A 15,618-nucleotide genomic window follows, 5' to 3' on the forward strand; every position below is an offset into this window, starting at 1 on the left:
TAGATGAGGATTAAATTCACTTTTACAGCATATAAGAGAGTAATTTAGACTTAGATTGTGAGGGACTGATATAAAACACAAATCTACTTTTTTTTTATCTAAAAGAGATTTTGAAAAATTCTTTTCTGATTTTAAACTTACCCCCTTTAATTTTATTGTTTTAATTTTTGGATCATAAAAACCACAAATATTTAAATTATATTTCTTCTTATACTTATGATATTCTTCAATCTTTCGACGCCCATATAACCCATGCCTATAAAAAAAATATTCATTCAACTCTCCTCAATTTGAGATAATTTGGATTTTTATTTTTAGAGATTTTATTAATATTGTCTTTAATATTTATTAATCTTCCATTAAACATCGATGTATTAATTTTAAGTGAAAAATTTATAAATTTGATTACATCATTCATTTTTGATTTAGTGCCAACTTTTGTAACTTTAAGAACTTTTTGTAACATTTTTGTTTTTACAGCACCTGGGGCAACAGCAAATATAGATAATTTTTTTTTAAAAAAAATTTCTGAATAATTTTCTACCATTCTAACAATAGCCGTTTTTGTAACTGAATAAATAGGAAATTCTTTAAAAGAATTTCCTTTTTTTTTGCTCATTTATTGTGAAGAAAAATGTTGTAAACACATCCACAGCAATTAACAAATTTCTCACAGCCACATTCCGCACGAAATTGTATTTTTATCCCTATGAAATATTTTGTTGCTTTTTTGATTTTTATGTTCGCTTTCGCGGAAGCGTACGCCCAAGAAATCGCACCACAAACTACCACCGTTGATATCCAAAGTATCCGTGCGGTAGTCACACCTCAATTTGAGACTAAATCGATTCAAGGGCAAGTATGGGTGCGTTTTACGCCTCTAAAAGACGTCATTGAAGTTCGTCTAAATGCCAAAAATATGACGGTAGCAGATAGCTCCGATATTGCTTCGGTCACTGCCCAAAAAGACCATGTTGTTTTTACGGGAGACTTTAAAGCAACTCAAGAATACACCGTACAATTTGACTATTCTGCCACACCCAAACAAGCTTTGTATTTTGTCAACGCAGGTGGCAACGATCAAATCTGGACACAAGGACAAGGCAAGTACACTTCTCATTGGTTACCGAGTATCGATGATGTAAATGATAAAATAGAGTTTAATATTTCGGTAATTGCGTCTACTGCGTATCAGGTAGTGACCAACGGAAAACTTATGGAGAAAGAAACCCTTGGAGCCTCGACGGTTTGGAGTTTTGATATGCAACAACCCATGTCTAGTTATTTGGTGGCGCTGACGGTAGGCGAGTATAAAAAAACCACGTTTCCATCCGCGTCTGGCGTGCCTTTGGAGTTTTATTACTATCCAGAAGATTCGCTAAAGGCAGAGTCTACCTACCGCTATTCTAAACAGTTATTTGATTTTTTTGAAAAGGAAATTAGCGTTCCCTATCCGTGGCAGAATTACAAGCAAATTCCAGTAAAGGATTTCCTGTATGCAGGGATGGAAAACACCACCGCGACTATTTTTTCGGATAGTTTTGTCGTAGACAGTATCGGTTTTACGGATCGGAATTACGTCAATGTCAACGCCCACGAACTTGCCCACCAATGGTTTGGTGATTTGGTTACTGCGACCAAAAGCGAACATCATTGGCTTCAGGAAGGCTTTGCCACCTATTACGCCTTACTCGCAGAGCGCGAAGTATTTGGTGATGATTATTTTTATTATAAACTGTATGAATCAGCAGAGCAGCTTCGTGAACTCAGTGATCAGGGAAAAGGGCAACAACTGGTGGCGGCAGGCGGGAGCAGCCACACCTACTATCAAAAAGGAGCATGGGCATTGCATATTTTAAAAGAGAAAGTGGGGGCGTCCGCTTTCGCGAAAGCGGTTAAAAACTACCTTACAAAATTTGCTTATAAAAATGTGACGACTGATGATTTTATTGCAGAAGTCGAAGCCGTCTACGGACAAGAACTCATCGATTATAAAAAGAATTGGCTGTATCAGAGTGCCTTCCAAGCCGCCGAAGCTTTAGAATCATTAAAAAGATCGGAATTTATGCGCTCGTATTTTGAGTTGCAAGCCTTGCGTCCGTATGCGTTGAAAGATAAACTGAAACCATTGGAAAGTTCCTTAGAATTATCCAATGATTATTTAGGGCAAGAGGCGGTGTACCAACTTTCGGGAACGAACTTACAGGAAAGTATCGGTTTGTATAAACAGGCATTTAACACCAAAAACACCCTCATCCGACAAGCCATAGCGACGTCTGTAGATCAAATTCCTGATCCGCTATTGTATCAATTTGAAAGCTTCTTGAAGGATGAAAGTTATATCACACGTGAGCAGGCATTTTTAAAGTTGTGGTTGTATTACAGAGCAAAAAATGATCTCCAAAAACAACACGAATTATTAGAGGATATGGATGATCAGTTTGGTTTTTCTGACGGAAATATCCGTACGTTGTGGTTAACGTTAAGTCTGGCAACAGAAGACTACAAAAGCGATGAAGCGGGTGCACGCTATGATGAGCTGATCTCGTATACAGCACCCGAATATCCGTTTCAATTGCGGGAAAATGCGTTTCAATACTTATCTCAAATCCAATCCTTTGATCGTACGAGTCTTAAAAATCTAGTGGAAGCCTGTACACATCATAGTTGGCGCTTTCGCGAAAGCGCACGCACAACACTCAACAATCTTCTAAAACAGCAACGAATTAAAGAGATTATGGAAAGTGTAAAGCCATTGCTCAACGAGAAAGAATTGGCGTATTTAAAACGGATTGATATTTAGTTCTGAGTTTTTGAGTCTTGAGTTTTTAGGAAAGTGAAAAGTATAGAGGTTTTTAATAGTAGAAAAAGACTCACGACTCATTAACTCACGAAGTTATTAGCTTTTTTTATTTAACAAGATACTCGTTAATAATCATTAGTATAATTGGAAAAAGGGTAGCTAAAAAGACCAGCCAAATCCCTCTGGTATCAAATGGCCATGTTTTTTGTAAGCTCGTCTTTTTCTCCAGTTCTCTTAAATTGCTAATTTTTAATAAATTACTGGAGCTTAGGTTGACATTAACCTCGTCTAGCTTTTTTCGTATTTTCATTTGTATGGCTATAATTTGAATATCTCTGTCTTTTTTAAGTAGATTATGGATATTTTCCATGGGCCAAAAGATGTATATAATGATGAGAATTCCAAAGAAGGTGTACCATCCAATGACCATATTATTTATTTCCCAATCGCCAAAAAATTTTGCTAATATGCCTAAGCCTAACGGAAGTATCGCGAGAATTGCAGATCTCAAATGAATAACTCCAATTTGATTTACAGCTCTTTTTTGCTCAATAGTCATGAATTTACTCCTAATGTATTTTTTGCTGATTTTGTACGTATACCTGCTAAATTGATACATACTATAAAGCGCAGCTCCGCCAAAAAACATATTAAAGAAGGCTAAAAAACTAAAAGCAATCTGAGCTCTATAGTCTTCAAAAGGGAGACCTATAATAAGATCTGCTATAACAGAACTGATCCCAACAAGCAATCCCCAAAAAATAGAATACTTTTTGTTGAAAATCTTTTCATTAAATTTCTTATACTCCAAGACTCCTTTGTTATAGGTTTTGTTCGTTAACTTTTTATTGATTCTAGAAATTTCAATAAAGAAATTATGATCTCTTTTGATGACCGTATAGATCCATATTACACACATCCAAGAGATCATCATCTGAAGCGAATAGGCTAAAAATGACAATAGATATTGGTTTTCTCCATTGATATAAATCCAATAGGCTTGAATCGTGGTAAAGAAGATGGCAGTGATAATAAATACAGTAAAATAATAGGGGAGCCTTGTAAAGTTTACGAGATTCAATTGAAATGGACGCTTAAGTACACCAAAAACATTGGTAAAAGTTTTTTGATCTAGATATTGATCTTCGTAGATTTTATGTTCCGTTTTTTTGGTTGTTTGCCACTCAAGACACGCCGCACATTTTGTAGCTTGCGCAGGGATTTCACTAAAACAAAATTTACATTTTTTACTTTTCCCCATTGTAGAGTTTGATTTCGCTTATTACGGTTAGGCTAGGATTTCGTAATGGAATTATTTGGCAGTGCTACCCTCTGATCCCCAAGTTATTATTTAAAGATAGTGATTTTCAATGGGAAATTGCGCTACAACGAATAATAGCATTTATGTAAAGCAATAGATTCAGTATTTTTTAAAGGACTCAAAATCAATATAAGATCTGAAGAAATATGGATTATGTATTTTGATTCTGTACTTTCCTTACAGAATGCCGTATTATGAGTTGACGTTGTTCCGTTCGTGTTCTATGAGCCATTTTTTTCGTTCGATGTCTCCGCCATATCCAGTTATTTTTCTATTTTTCCCGATAACTCTATGGCAAGGCACAATAATAGAAATTCTATTAGATCCGTTTGCAGAAGCAACAGCTCTTATTGCTTTTGGATGATTGATTTTTTCTGCTTGACTTTGATAGGTAGTCGTGGTTCCATAATCGATTTCGCGTAAAGATTTCCAAACAGAAACTTGAAAATCAGTTCCGGGTGTTTCTATAGCTACATCAAACGTTTTTCTGGTGCCATCAAAGTATTCTTTTATTTCTTTCATGAGTTGTTTGATATGTTCATTCTCACCTGAAATGATATTTGCGTTTAATCGTTTTTGTAAGTCTTTAAATTCTGTTTCGAGCATCCGCCGATCGACAAATTCTAGTAAGCAGATTCCTTTATCGGTTGCACAAACAAACATAGGACCCAAGGGTGTTGTAAGTCGGTTGATGAGAATAATATTTTTATCCTTACTTTGTTTTGGCGATTTACCAACAAGTTTTTTAAAGGTGTAGCCAAAACCACTCAGGGATTCGTAACTCGTATCAAACGCAGTATGTGTAGCGTTTTTTCCTTGCTTTAATTCCTGAAAGGCATTGTTAATCCGATACATCCTTTGATAAGCTTGAAAGGTCATCCCGTAATTTTTTTTAAACCATCTGCGTACGACTTCTGGGCTAATTTCTTGTTGTCTTAATTGGAAGTCAGTTATTTTCTTTTTAGGATTTTCTTTTACGAGTGTAATTGCTTTCTCAACTTGTTTGGGTGCTTCATTAGCATTTTCGGTAGGTTTGCAGATCTTACAGGGTCTATATCCATTATCTAATGCTTCTTTGAATGTAGTATAAAATTCAACATTTTTTAGTTTTGGTTTTCTCGCTCGACAGGTTGCAATACAGAAAACGGAAGTGGTTTTTACACCTACGAAGAAAATACCAACAAAACTTTGCTTCTTGTCCAATAGCGCTTGATAATAGGTTTCGATTTTATGGTTGTCTGTGATCAGCATGTTAAAAAATTGCGCTAAATGAATTTTGGTTTACTACTGTTTGTACGGTTTCTTCAAATGTACTATACATCTTGTCAAAAAGGAAATTACCCATACTTATGCGTTGTACACCTAATCTTTTTAATGTTTCAAAATCTGGGAGATGCGGCATACACATGACGTTAATGGGTAAATGTGTGGAATCGACAATCGTTTTGATATCTTCTTCTTTTTCAATACAAGGAGTGAAAATTCCATCTGCTCCAGCATTTTGATATCGTTGAATTCTTTTTTTCGTTTCTTCGATTACGTTTTCTTGACCTAAGAGAAACGTATCTGTTCGCACGTTTAGAAAAATATCGATATATTCTTTTTCTAAATGACCTTTTATTTCTTTGATTGTATTTGCAAAGTCTTCAGCGTCTAATAAAATTCGTTTTTCAGTAACGATACTATCTTCAATGTTAATACCGACAACACCTAATTTTACCAATCGTTTTATGTGACGGGCGATTTCTTTTGGGTTACGACTATACCCAGATTCTAAATCTACCGATAGCGGTATCTGTGTGTTCAATGCAATTCGTTTTACGAAATACTCTAACTCGGAAAATTCCATTTCTTCGCCATCTTGATATCCTAAAATTGCTGCAATAGCAGCGCTTGAAGTCCCAATAGCTTTAAAATGCAGTTTCTCAGCTATTTTTGTACTCGGAACGTCCCAGACATTTGCAATCACTAAAGGGGTGTCTTGATTGTGTAGATTTTTAAATTTCATCTTTTATGTTTTGATGCAAAGTACTGAAGATGAAATCTAACCAGCAACCGAAAATTGGACGTGTATTTTTTTTTGCTTGTAGATAGTTGTTTTTGAAATAATATAATTACACAAGATCGCATAAAAAAAGCCTCTGTAAAGAGGCTTTTTTTTGTTTAATATTTGATTCTGTAAGAAGTCAGTTTTATATCGACCTTTGTTAGAACAACTACATCTAGTGATTATTCTTCTTCACCTGTCAACTCATCTTGGTTTCTAAAGACAAGTACATCATCAAAGGCATCTAAAAGTATGATACTATTTGTGGTCACATTCCCACTTAGTATTTCTTTTGATAATTGATTCAGCACTTCTCGTTGTATCGTCCTTTTTACAGGTCTAGCACCGTATTCTGGTTGAAATCCTTTTTCTGCCAAGAAGTCAATAGCTTGACGTGTAGAATCTAAGGTAATTCCTTGTTGATTCAGCATCTTTTTAATTCTTTCCAATTGTAACTTTACGATGTCTCTTATATCTTTTCGCGTAAGCGGAGTAAACATAATAATATCGTCTATACGGTTTAAGAATTCAGGGCGTATTTTTTGTTTTAATAAACCAAGCACCTCAATACGAGCCGCTTCTATAGCACTATTCATATCTTGAATAGCCTCAAAGCGGTCTCTGATAATATCACTTCCCATATTAGAGGTCATAACGACAATCACATTTCTAAAATCTGCGGTACGTCCTTTATTATCGGTAAGTCTGCCTTCATCTAATAATTGTAAAAGGATATTAAACGTATCTGGATGTGCTTTTTCAATTTCATCTAGTAACACAACCGAATAAGGTTTGCGACGCACAGCTTCTGTAAGTTGCCCTCCTTCATCATACCCCACATATCCTGGAGGTGCTCCTATAAGTCTGCTTACACTATGACTTTCTTGGTATTCACTCATATCAATACGCGTCATGGCATTTTCGTCATCAAAAAGATAATCGGCGAGTGCTTTTGCGAGTTCTGTTTTACCTACACCTGTGGTTCCTAAAAATAAGAAGGAACCAATAGGCTTACGTTGATCTTGTAATCCAGCGCGACTACGTCTCACAGCATCACTTACTGCGATGATTGCTTCTTCTTGTCCTACAACACGTTTGTGTAATTCTTCTTCTAAATGAAGGAGTTTTTCTCGGTCGCTTTGTAGCATTTTTGTCACAGGAATGCCTGTCCATTTTGCGACTACTTCTGCAATATCTTCACTAGTTACTTCTTCTTTAATAAGTGCTGTTTTTTCATGAGCAACAAGTTCTTTTTGTAATACTTCTAAGCGTTCTTGTGCATCTTTGATCTTACCATAGCGTAACTCGGCTACGAGGCCATAATCTCCATCTCTCTCAGCTTTCTCTGCTTCTAGTTTGTAATTTTCAATTTCTTGCTTTGTCGTTTGTACACGCTCTACAGCTTCTTTTTCAGAGAGCCATTTGGCATTTAGCTCATTACGTGCTTCTTTAAGTTCAGCCAATTCCAAGTGCAAACTTTTAAGTTTGGCTTCATCTTTTTCTCTTTTAATGGCTTCTATTTCAATTTCTAGTTGCATCACTTTACGATCTAAGACATCTAACTCTTCAGGTTTAGAGTTAATCTCCATGCGTAGTTTTGACGCAGCCTCATCCATAAGATCAATTGCCTTATCTGGTAGAAAACGACTAGTGATGTAGCGTTGTGATAATTTTACTGCCGCTATGATAGCATCATCTTTAATTCGTACTTTATGGTGGGTCTCATATTTATCTTTAATACCACGTAAGATAGAAATTGCACTTTCTGTATCGGGTTCATCGACCATCACTTTTTGAAAACGACGTTCCAGCGCTTTGTCTTGTTCAAAGTATTTTTGATACTCATCAAGTGTCGTAGCACCTATAGCACGTAACTCTCCACGGGCAAGGGCAGGTTTTAAAATATTTGCGGCATCCATAGCGCCTTGACCTCCACCAGCTCCAACAAGGGTGTGTATCTCATCAATAAAGAGAACAATGTCTCCATCACTCGTGGTGACTTCTTTGATGACGGCTTTGAGACGCTCCTCAAATTCTCCTTTAAATTTTGCTCCAGCGATCAGCGCACCCATATCTAAGGCAAAGATCTGCTTATTTAGTAAATTTTCTGGGATATCTCCATCTACAATACGATGTGCTAATCCTTCGGCAATAGCTGTTTTTCCTGTACCTGGTTCTCCCACAAGAATAGGGTTGTTTTTGGTACGTCTAGATAAGATTTGAAGGATACGACGAATCTCTTCATCTCTTCCTATGACGGGATCTAGTTTACCATCTTTTGCAAGCTGATTTAAGTTTTTAGCATATTTACTTAGCGCATTATACGTTTCCTCTGCATTTTGAGAAGTTACACGATCTCCTTTGCGAAGTTCTTCAATAGCAGCTTGTAATGCTTTTTCAGTAACTCCTTGATCTTTTAATATTTGTGCAATCTTACTTTTTGTTTTAAAAATAGCAAGAATGATATGCTCTACAGACACATACTCATCATTCATCTTTTTTGCAATGATGGAGGAGTCGTTTATTGCTTTATTCGCTTCACGCGAAAGCATGACATCACCTCCCGATACTTTAGGGAAACTGGTAAGTGTACTTTCTAGGATTTGTTTAAGCAAGGGAATATTTACATCTAGTTTTTGTAATAGAAAAGGTGTTACATTTTCATCTACCTCTAGAATTGCTTTAAATATATGTTCGTTTTCAATTTGTTGATGTCCCAATTCTTGCACAATTCGTTGTGCTGCTTGAATGACCTCTTGTGATTTTATAGTAAAATTGTTGAAGTTCATAGCTTCTAAGTTTTTTAAGTTGTTTTGATTAGTGAATAGTCAATAGTTATTCCAAGACAGCGCATAAGACAAAATGGCGCTTTAGCCCTTATAAATAGTGACTTTTTGACGTGTTAGGGATGTGTGGTTTTCATTATCTCAATTAATAAATCTCTTTGGGAGCGATTTTTTTTTGCTTTCGCGAAAGCGAACTCAACGACAAACAGCTATTTTTGTATAAAAATGTAACTATGGGCATATTTAATGGATTATTTGGGTCAAAAGAGCCTAAAGAGCCAAAACCAGAAATTCCTTGGCAACCGCTTACAACGGTGAGTCAATTGGATAAAATTGTAGAAGATTCTAAAGCGAAACCAATAGCGATCTATAAGCACTCCACCACTTGTGGCATTAGCCGAATGGTATTACGACAGATAGAGTCAACGTATGATATAGATGCAAATCAAATGGATATTTACTATTTGGATTTAAAAACATACCGTGAGGTGTCAAACGAAATAGCTGCACGTTTTCAAGTCATTCATCAAAGTCCGCAAATGATTGTGATAAAAAATGGAACAGCTGTCTATGATGATAGTCATGGAGGTGTGAATGTTCCTGCACTGCATAAGTATTTATAGTCCTACTTAAGTATATAGAATAAAAATGGCTACTCAATTTGAGTAGCCATTTTACATGTCAGATTTATCTTAAAAATTAGATTTTACGATAATTGATTTTAAACGTTGTTTTAAATCTTCTCCTACATCAAACACCATTTGCTCATTAGTAGGAAATCGCACTTGTCTATTACGTGTATATCTTAACAAATCATTTTCTAGCGCTCTTTTGTCTCCATCAAAGGTGGCATAATAATGTTCAAAGACGTACTCACTAGCCAGCGGAAAGGATTCAATTACTTGTCCTGTATTTTGAGAGGTATAGCGTACTTGTCCAATAATATTTACAGCTTTGCTTTGTAATACTTCATAGTACATACAACGCACGGTGATGAATTTATCTACTTCTATTTTTTCTCCATCTTCATCTTTTACAAAATCACCATTCTCGTCAAGAAGAAATTCTGTTCCGTCTTTAATGCTTTTTTCTTTTTGTACTTCTCTTTCTCTAAATCGTTCTGGTGAGATATTGATTTCCCGTAAAGAAACATCCATCACATAATCGTAGGTGATTCCTTGTTGTGGCGTACTGTGATAGACTTTCCAAAAATCATTAAGACCGTAGGTAGAAAAGTCTAAAAGATCGTTTTGTAAACGTTCTGGAATTATAATGTTTGAATCATTGTATAGTGCAACTTCTATATAATCTGTTCCTTTAGTATGCGCTTCGTCTAGAAGTTGTTTTACGTTTTTATGATTAGGTGTCAAATCATCTAGATATTCTAGATCGTTGTAGGCTTTTCTATAATCTACTTTTGAGTTGGCTACCTCAAGATTTGCAACTGCTTGATTATAGAGTTGATTTGTGAGTTCTCTTTTTGATGAGATGAGCTGCGTATTGTAGTTTTTAATTTCAAATACAGCATTTCGCTCCTGCTCTTGCAATCTAAGTGGTAGCAGAGGTTTGATACTTTCTTGCCGTTTGTGCAGTGACTTATATAATTGATAAATTTCTTCTATGGTATTTGGATTCCCTTCTTTCTGTAAAAAAGTAATACGCTCGGTATCTCTTTGTACAGCTTTTGCAAAGGCTTCTTCCAATAGTAGGATATGAGATTCTTTATTCTTTTTTGTGGGATTTTTACGTAGTTTTTGTACAGAGGTAGCTATTGCTCTATCATAGTTACCACTTAATAGCGAAGTAGTAGATTTCTTTACCGATGAACAGCTATTAAAGAAGAGTAATAAAAATAATGTCGTGTAGAAGTACTTCATAATTATTGACTTTTTTATCAAGTTTCAATTTTGATGCCAAATTGATTTCAAAAATACTAAACATATAGCATAAAAAAACCTCCTATTTTCTGATCAAGAGCAAGGAGGTCTGTGTTGACTAGTATTGAAAACGCAATTCACTAGTCATTGCTATATTCAAAATTAGGATGTTGTTATCTAGGCGAACGTTGTCGCTATTTTAATACATTCTATAATTTTAGTGGAATAAGCTAGATGAGATGGTACGCTTTCGCGAAAGCGTAACCAATAGTAATCATCAAATATATATAATACGTTCTAGAGATATGCGTGCGTCTTGAACGGAAGTGGTCTGATTGTTATCCGAAGATAACTTCTAAAGCTGCGATTATAATTTGTACCATGTGTGTGAGTTTAGTGGTTAATAAATACTTTTTTTGATGTTTGTTTTTTTATCCTACAAATTGTAACCAAGTAGCGATGATGTAGCTTACAGATAGTGATACCATAAATACGGTGTATATCCCTAATACTTTGTTTGTTTTTACTTGTTTTGTAGATGTGATTTCTTGCGTTTTCATAATAGATAATTTTAAAGATTTTTAATAGTTGTTTGTTATTGATATGGCAAAGAAGTGGTGTTTGTTTGAGGTAGAAAAATATTTTTAAATAATTTAATGCATTTGGATGCTGATTTGTAAGTAAAAAAATCAGATAGATTTCAATATTTTACTTACTGTCTACAGTAATATAAACGTATGTAGGTGTAAAATGTGTTTTAAGTATAAATATGTAATAAATGTAGAGGGTATTTTGCTTACTTTTAAAATCTCTAGGGAGCATTTGTCTTTAAAAGCCCTAAAAGTGCAAGTTTCATCTTTTTTTAAATAATTTTTTGTTTGCAGAAACTGTAAAAAATAGAGTGTAAAAAATATCCTTTATGACGATGTATTTGATCAACGTATCGTTTTTTGAAGATATGTATCTAAAAAAACTATGTTGAATTATTCATAGTAATTTTTCTTTTCCTAAAGTTGCCTTATCTTGAAATAGCAACACAGGTTATGTAAGACTAGACGCTCAGCTGATTGTAATTTTGAATTAGGTCAAGATATATTATTTATGTAGTTTTGCATTTCGTTTGAAAATTTGAATATGAAGGACTTATTTGATAAGATATACAAGGATAAAGGACCACTAGGAAAATGGGCATCGATAGCAGAAGGCTACTTTGTTTTTCCTAAATTAGAAGGACCTATTTCTAACCGTATGGGATTTCAAGGAAAAGAAGTGATTACTTGGAGTGTCAATGATTATTTAGGACTTGCTAACCGTCCAGAAATTCGTGAAGTAGATGCGCAAGCAGCTGCAGACTATGGAAGTGCATATCCAATGGGAGCACGTATGATGAGTGGACACACAAGCCTGCATGAACAATTACAAGATGAATTGGCAGCTTTTGTGAACAAAGACGCTGCTTATTTATTAAACTTTGGATATCAAGGAATACTTTCTACAATTGATGCATTAGTATCAAAAGATGATATCATTGTATATGATGTAGATACTCACGCATGTATTATAGATGGTGTTCGTTTGCACATGGGGAAACGATTTACCTATAAGCATAACGATATGGAAAGTATCGAAAAAAATCTTGAACGTGCGACTAAAATGGCAGAGCAAACAGGAGGAGGAATTCTTGTAATCTCTGAAGGTGTTTTTGGAATGCGTGGAGAACAAGGAAAGCTTAAAGAAATTGTAGCGCTTAAGAAAAAGTATAACTTTCGTCTATTAGTAGATGATGCGCATGGATTTGGAACGCTTGGTGCTACAGGAGCAGGAGCAGGAGAGGAGCAAGGAGTGCAAGATGATATTGATGTATACTTTGCCACATTTGCAAAATCTATGGCAAGTACCGGGGCTTTTATTGCAGGAGATCAGGAAATCATTGATTACTTAAAATATAATTTACGTTCTCAGATGTTTGCAAAATCATTGCAGATGCAACTTGTTGTAGGAGCACTGAAACGATTAGATATGTTACGTACCATGCCAGAACTTCGTGAGAAGCTTTGGGAAAATGTAAATGCATTACAAGGAGGATTAAAAGAAAAAGGCTTTGATATAGGAACGACACAAAGTTGTGTGACACCTGTATATTTAAAAGGAAGTATTCCAGAAGCAATGGCACTTGTAAAAGATTTACGTGAAAATCATAGAGTATTCTGCTCTATTGTTGTGTATCCAGTAATACCCAAAGGACTCATCCTTTTACGTATGATTCCTACAGCGTCTCATACACTTACCGATGTAGAAGAAACATTAATCGCATTTGAAGCGATTAGAACACGTTTAGAAAACGGAACATACAAAAGACTATCTGCAGGAGTAGAAGCTGCATTAGGAGCTTAAAGAGAGCCCTTAAAATAATATTTAAAACCGTTTCTAGGGATGCTTAGAAACGGTTTTTTGTTTTTAAAATAGAGATATGGTAAATTTAAATCTATTGCTAAAGGAATGTAATGTGTGTACTATCGTAATTAACGATTTCAAAGTATTTAAAAATAGAATAGATATTACAAAAAAGTAAACCCTCCATTTCTGGAGGGTTTACGCACTAATAACTAAGATTTATAGGTCTATCGCAATCGATCTACAGATTTTACGAGATCTTCATCGCGCTTAATGGCCTTATTGGCTAAGGCTAGTAAAACGATAGAAATAAGCGGGATGATCATTCCAATACCCTTCTCAAGAACCGCCGTTCCTCCGGATAAGATTTGTGATCGGTATACCAATACACCTAATAAAACAAAGTTTAATATAATTGCCAGTCGTCCTAGAACAAACTGATTTTGTCTCTTTTTATATAAAAATATACTAATGAATGATAGGAGCGCACTAAGTCCAAATAATCCTAAAACAATAGGATCCTCTTTAGCCCATACGGCATTACCTTCCGCATCAGCATAAAGACTAAAAGCAAAGGGTAATCCTATAGAAACAATAGTTGCTAGGGCTAGATATATGGATTGTATGCGTTGTATCACCTTGTGTAAATAATTTCAGGTGCAAAAATAAGTTTCTTTTGTGAGTTATTAGGAAAAGTTTAAAAATAAAATTGTATCATTGTAATGTAATAATGTAATAAGCTCTCCGCTTTTTATTTTCTTGCTAGTTTATTTATCGATTTCTTCTTTCGATATATTTTCAAAAAAAATCGCACAATTATTAATTCACTCTAGTTACTAGATGTTTGACATTTCAGAATTAAAAGCAAAAAAACTTCCTGAGCTACAGGAAATCGCAAAAGGTATTAAGGTTCCTAAATTTAGGACGTTAAAAAAATTAGATTTAGTCTATAAAATTTTAGATGTACAAGCAGCAGAACCTGAAAAGGTTGCTAATACGGCTGTAAAATCTTCTAATCCAGAATCTTCTAAAGTAGAATCACCCAGAAAGATGGTTCGTGAGACGAAGCCTAACACATCCAAAACTGCAGAGACCCCTAAAAGACCAGTTCGCGAAAAGCCTCAAAACCCAAGAAATCAAAATCCTAAGAATAAGAGGCAAGAGGATACAAAATCAACTACAACTCCAGTAGCCAAGGAACCAAAAGCTCCTCAAAAAGAAGAGGTTAAAAAACCAGCTACAACACATACCAACGAAAAAACAAAAGAGAAAAACTCAGATACTAATTCTAACGAACAAAAATCTAGAGATTCTCAACGCGACAATCGTCCGAATAATAATCCGAATAATAAGCGTCAGAATCGCGATGCTAATACTCGTGATACTAGCAATCGCGATAGCAATAATCGCAATCAGAATAATCGCAATCAGAATAGTAATCGTAGTAACTCTAATACAGGGAATGGCAATAAAGATAGCCGTAATCGCTATCGTGAACCAGATTTTGAATTTGAAGGTATTATTGAAAGCGAAGGTGTCCTTGATATCATGCAAGATGGTTATGGGTTTTTAAGATCATCAGATTATAATTACCTAGCTTCTCCGGATGATATTTATGTATCACAATCTCAAATCCGTTTATTTGGATTAAAAACGGGGGATACGGTACTCGGTGTGATCCGACCTCCTAAAGAAGGAGAAAAATATTTTCCATTAATTAAGGTATCTAAAATTAACGGACTCAGTCCTAATATTGTAAGAGATAGAGTATCTTTTGAGCACTTAACACCTTTATTTCCTACAGAAAAATTTAATATAGCAGAGCGACAGTCTAGTATCTCTACAAGAGTGATGGATATGTTTGCACCTATAGGTAAAGGACAACGTGGTATGATTGTATCACAACCTAAGACGGGTAAAACCATGTTACTTAAGGATGTGGCAAATGCGATAGCAGCAAACCATCCTGAGGTATATCAAATGATTCTTTTGATTGATGAACGTCCGGAAGAGGTGACAGACATGCAACGTAATGTAAAAGGAGAAGTGGTAGCTTCTACTTTTGATAAAGAAGCGCATGAACACGTAAAGGTGGCAAATATAGTATTAGAGAAAGCAAAACGTCTCGTAGAATGTGGTCATGATGTAGTGATCTTATTAGATTCTATCACTCGACTTGCACGTGCGTATAACACGGTACAACCTGCTTCTGGAAAGATTCTTTCTGGAGGGGTAGATGCCAACGCATTACACAAACCAAAACGTTTCTTTGGAGCAGCTCGTAATATAGAAAATGGTGGATCATTGACTATTATAGCAACGGCACTTACAGAAACGGGTTCTAAAATGGATGAAGTAATCTTTGAAGAATTCAAAGGAACTGGTAATAT

13 protein-coding genes are annotated in these 15,618 nt (G+C 35.2%); 4 read left to right on the forward strand and 9 right to left on the reverse strand.

All coding sequences use genetic code 11. The features are described from left to right. The coding region (locus Q0505_RS07190; protein ID WP_299210656.1) for a hypothetical protein at positions 1–279 on the reverse strand (279 nt) is incomplete at its 3' end. Beyond that, positions 272–619 (reverse strand): hypothetical protein, encoded by a 348-nt coding sequence (locus tag Q0505_RS07195; RefSeq protein ID WP_299210658.1) that lies wholly within the window; start codon positions 617–619, stop codon positions 272–274. The genes Q0505_RS07190 and Q0505_RS07195, both read right to left, overlap by 8 nt. Before the next feature lie 90 nt (positions 620–709). On the opposite strand from Q0505_RS07195, the gene Q0505_RS07200 reads away from it, so the two are divergent. Then, entirely contained in the window at positions 710–2,803 is a 2,094-nt protein-coding gene (locus Q0505_RS07200) for a M1 family metallopeptidase (protein ID WP_299210660.1), read from the forward strand. Positions 2,804–2,909: 106 nt separating this feature from the next. On the opposite strand, the gene Q0505_RS07205 is transcribed toward Q0505_RS07200, so the two are convergent. The 4 genes from Q0505_RS07205 to clpB all read right to left on the reverse strand — a co-directional run bounded on the left by Q0505_RS07205 (position 2,910) and on the right by clpB (position 8,960). After that, on the reverse strand, positions 2,910–4,064 hold the full coding sequence (locus Q0505_RS07205; protein ID WP_299210662.1) for a hypothetical protein: 1,155 nt from the start codon (positions 4,062–4,064) through the stop codon (positions 2,910–2,912). A gap of 252 nt (positions 4,065–4,316) precedes the next feature. Continuing rightward, entirely contained in the window at positions 4,317–5,375 is a 1,059-nt protein-coding gene (locus Q0505_RS07210; RefSeq protein WP_299210664.1) for a bifunctional transcriptional activator/DNA repair protein Ada, read from the reverse strand. 1 nt (position 5,376) lies between these two features. Next, on the reverse strand, positions 5,377–6,132 hold the full coding sequence (locus tag Q0505_RS07215) for an isocitrate lyase/phosphoenolpyruvate mutase family protein (protein WP_299210666.1): 756 nt from the start codon (positions 6,130–6,132) through the stop codon (positions 5,377–5,379). A gap of 221 nt (positions 6,133–6,353) precedes the next feature. After that, entirely contained in the window at positions 6,354–8,960 is a 2,607-nt protein-coding gene (clpB, locus tag Q0505_RS07220; protein WP_299210668.1) for an ATP-dependent chaperone ClpB, read from the reverse strand. A gap of 230 nt (positions 8,961–9,190) precedes the next feature. Here clpB and ytxJ point away from each other — a divergent pair, with 230 nt between their 5' ends. Further along, positions 9,191–9,580 (forward strand): bacillithiol system redox-active protein YtxJ, encoded by a 390-nt coding sequence (ytxJ, locus tag Q0505_RS07225; protein ID WP_299210670.1) that lies wholly within the window; start codon positions 9,191–9,193, stop codon positions 9,578–9,580. A 69-nt stretch (positions 9,581–9,649) separates the two neighbouring features. Here the strand turns inward: ytxJ and Q0505_RS07230 are convergent, their stop codons facing one another. After that, on the reverse strand, positions 9,650–10,834 hold the full coding sequence (locus tag Q0505_RS07230) for a hypothetical protein (protein WP_299210672.1): 1,185 nt from the start codon (positions 10,832–10,834) through the stop codon (positions 9,650–9,652). A 431-nt stretch (positions 10,835–11,265) separates the two neighbouring features. After that, positions 11,266–11,394 carry a hypothetical protein gene (locus Q0505_RS07235; RefSeq protein ID WP_299210674.1) on the reverse strand — a complete coding sequence of 43 codons (129 nt, stop codon included), beginning with the start codon at positions 11,392–11,394 and terminating at the stop codon, positions 11,266–11,268. A gap of 574 nt (positions 11,395–11,968) precedes the next feature. On the opposite strand from Q0505_RS07235, the gene Q0505_RS07240 reads away from it, so the two are divergent. Continuing rightward, the gene (locus Q0505_RS07240) at positions 11,969–13,228 is read left to right on the forward strand and encodes an aminotransferase class I/II-fold pyridoxal phosphate-dependent enzyme (protein ID WP_299210676.1); all 1,260 of its coding nucleotides are present in this window, start codon (positions 11,969–11,971) and stop codon (positions 13,226–13,228) included. A gap of 227 nt (positions 13,229–13,455) precedes the next feature. Here Q0505_RS07240 and Q0505_RS07245 read toward each other — a convergent pair whose 3' ends face one another. Beyond that, positions 13,456–13,866 (reverse strand): DUF4293 domain-containing protein, encoded by a 411-nt coding sequence (locus tag Q0505_RS07245; protein WP_299210678.1) that lies wholly within the window; start codon positions 13,864–13,866, stop codon positions 13,456–13,458. A gap of 202 nt (positions 13,867–14,068) precedes the next feature. Here Q0505_RS07245 and rho point away from each other — a divergent pair. After that, a partial coding sequence (rho, locus tag Q0505_RS07250; RefSeq protein ID WP_299210680.1) for a transcription termination factor Rho occupies positions 14,069–15,618 on the forward strand: 1,550 nt, incomplete at its 3' end.

Source organism: uncultured Dokdonia sp., assembly GCF_937910895.1.
Classification (GTDB): domain Bacteria; phylum Bacteroidota; class Bacteroidia; order Flavobacteriales; family Flavobacteriaceae; genus Dokdonia.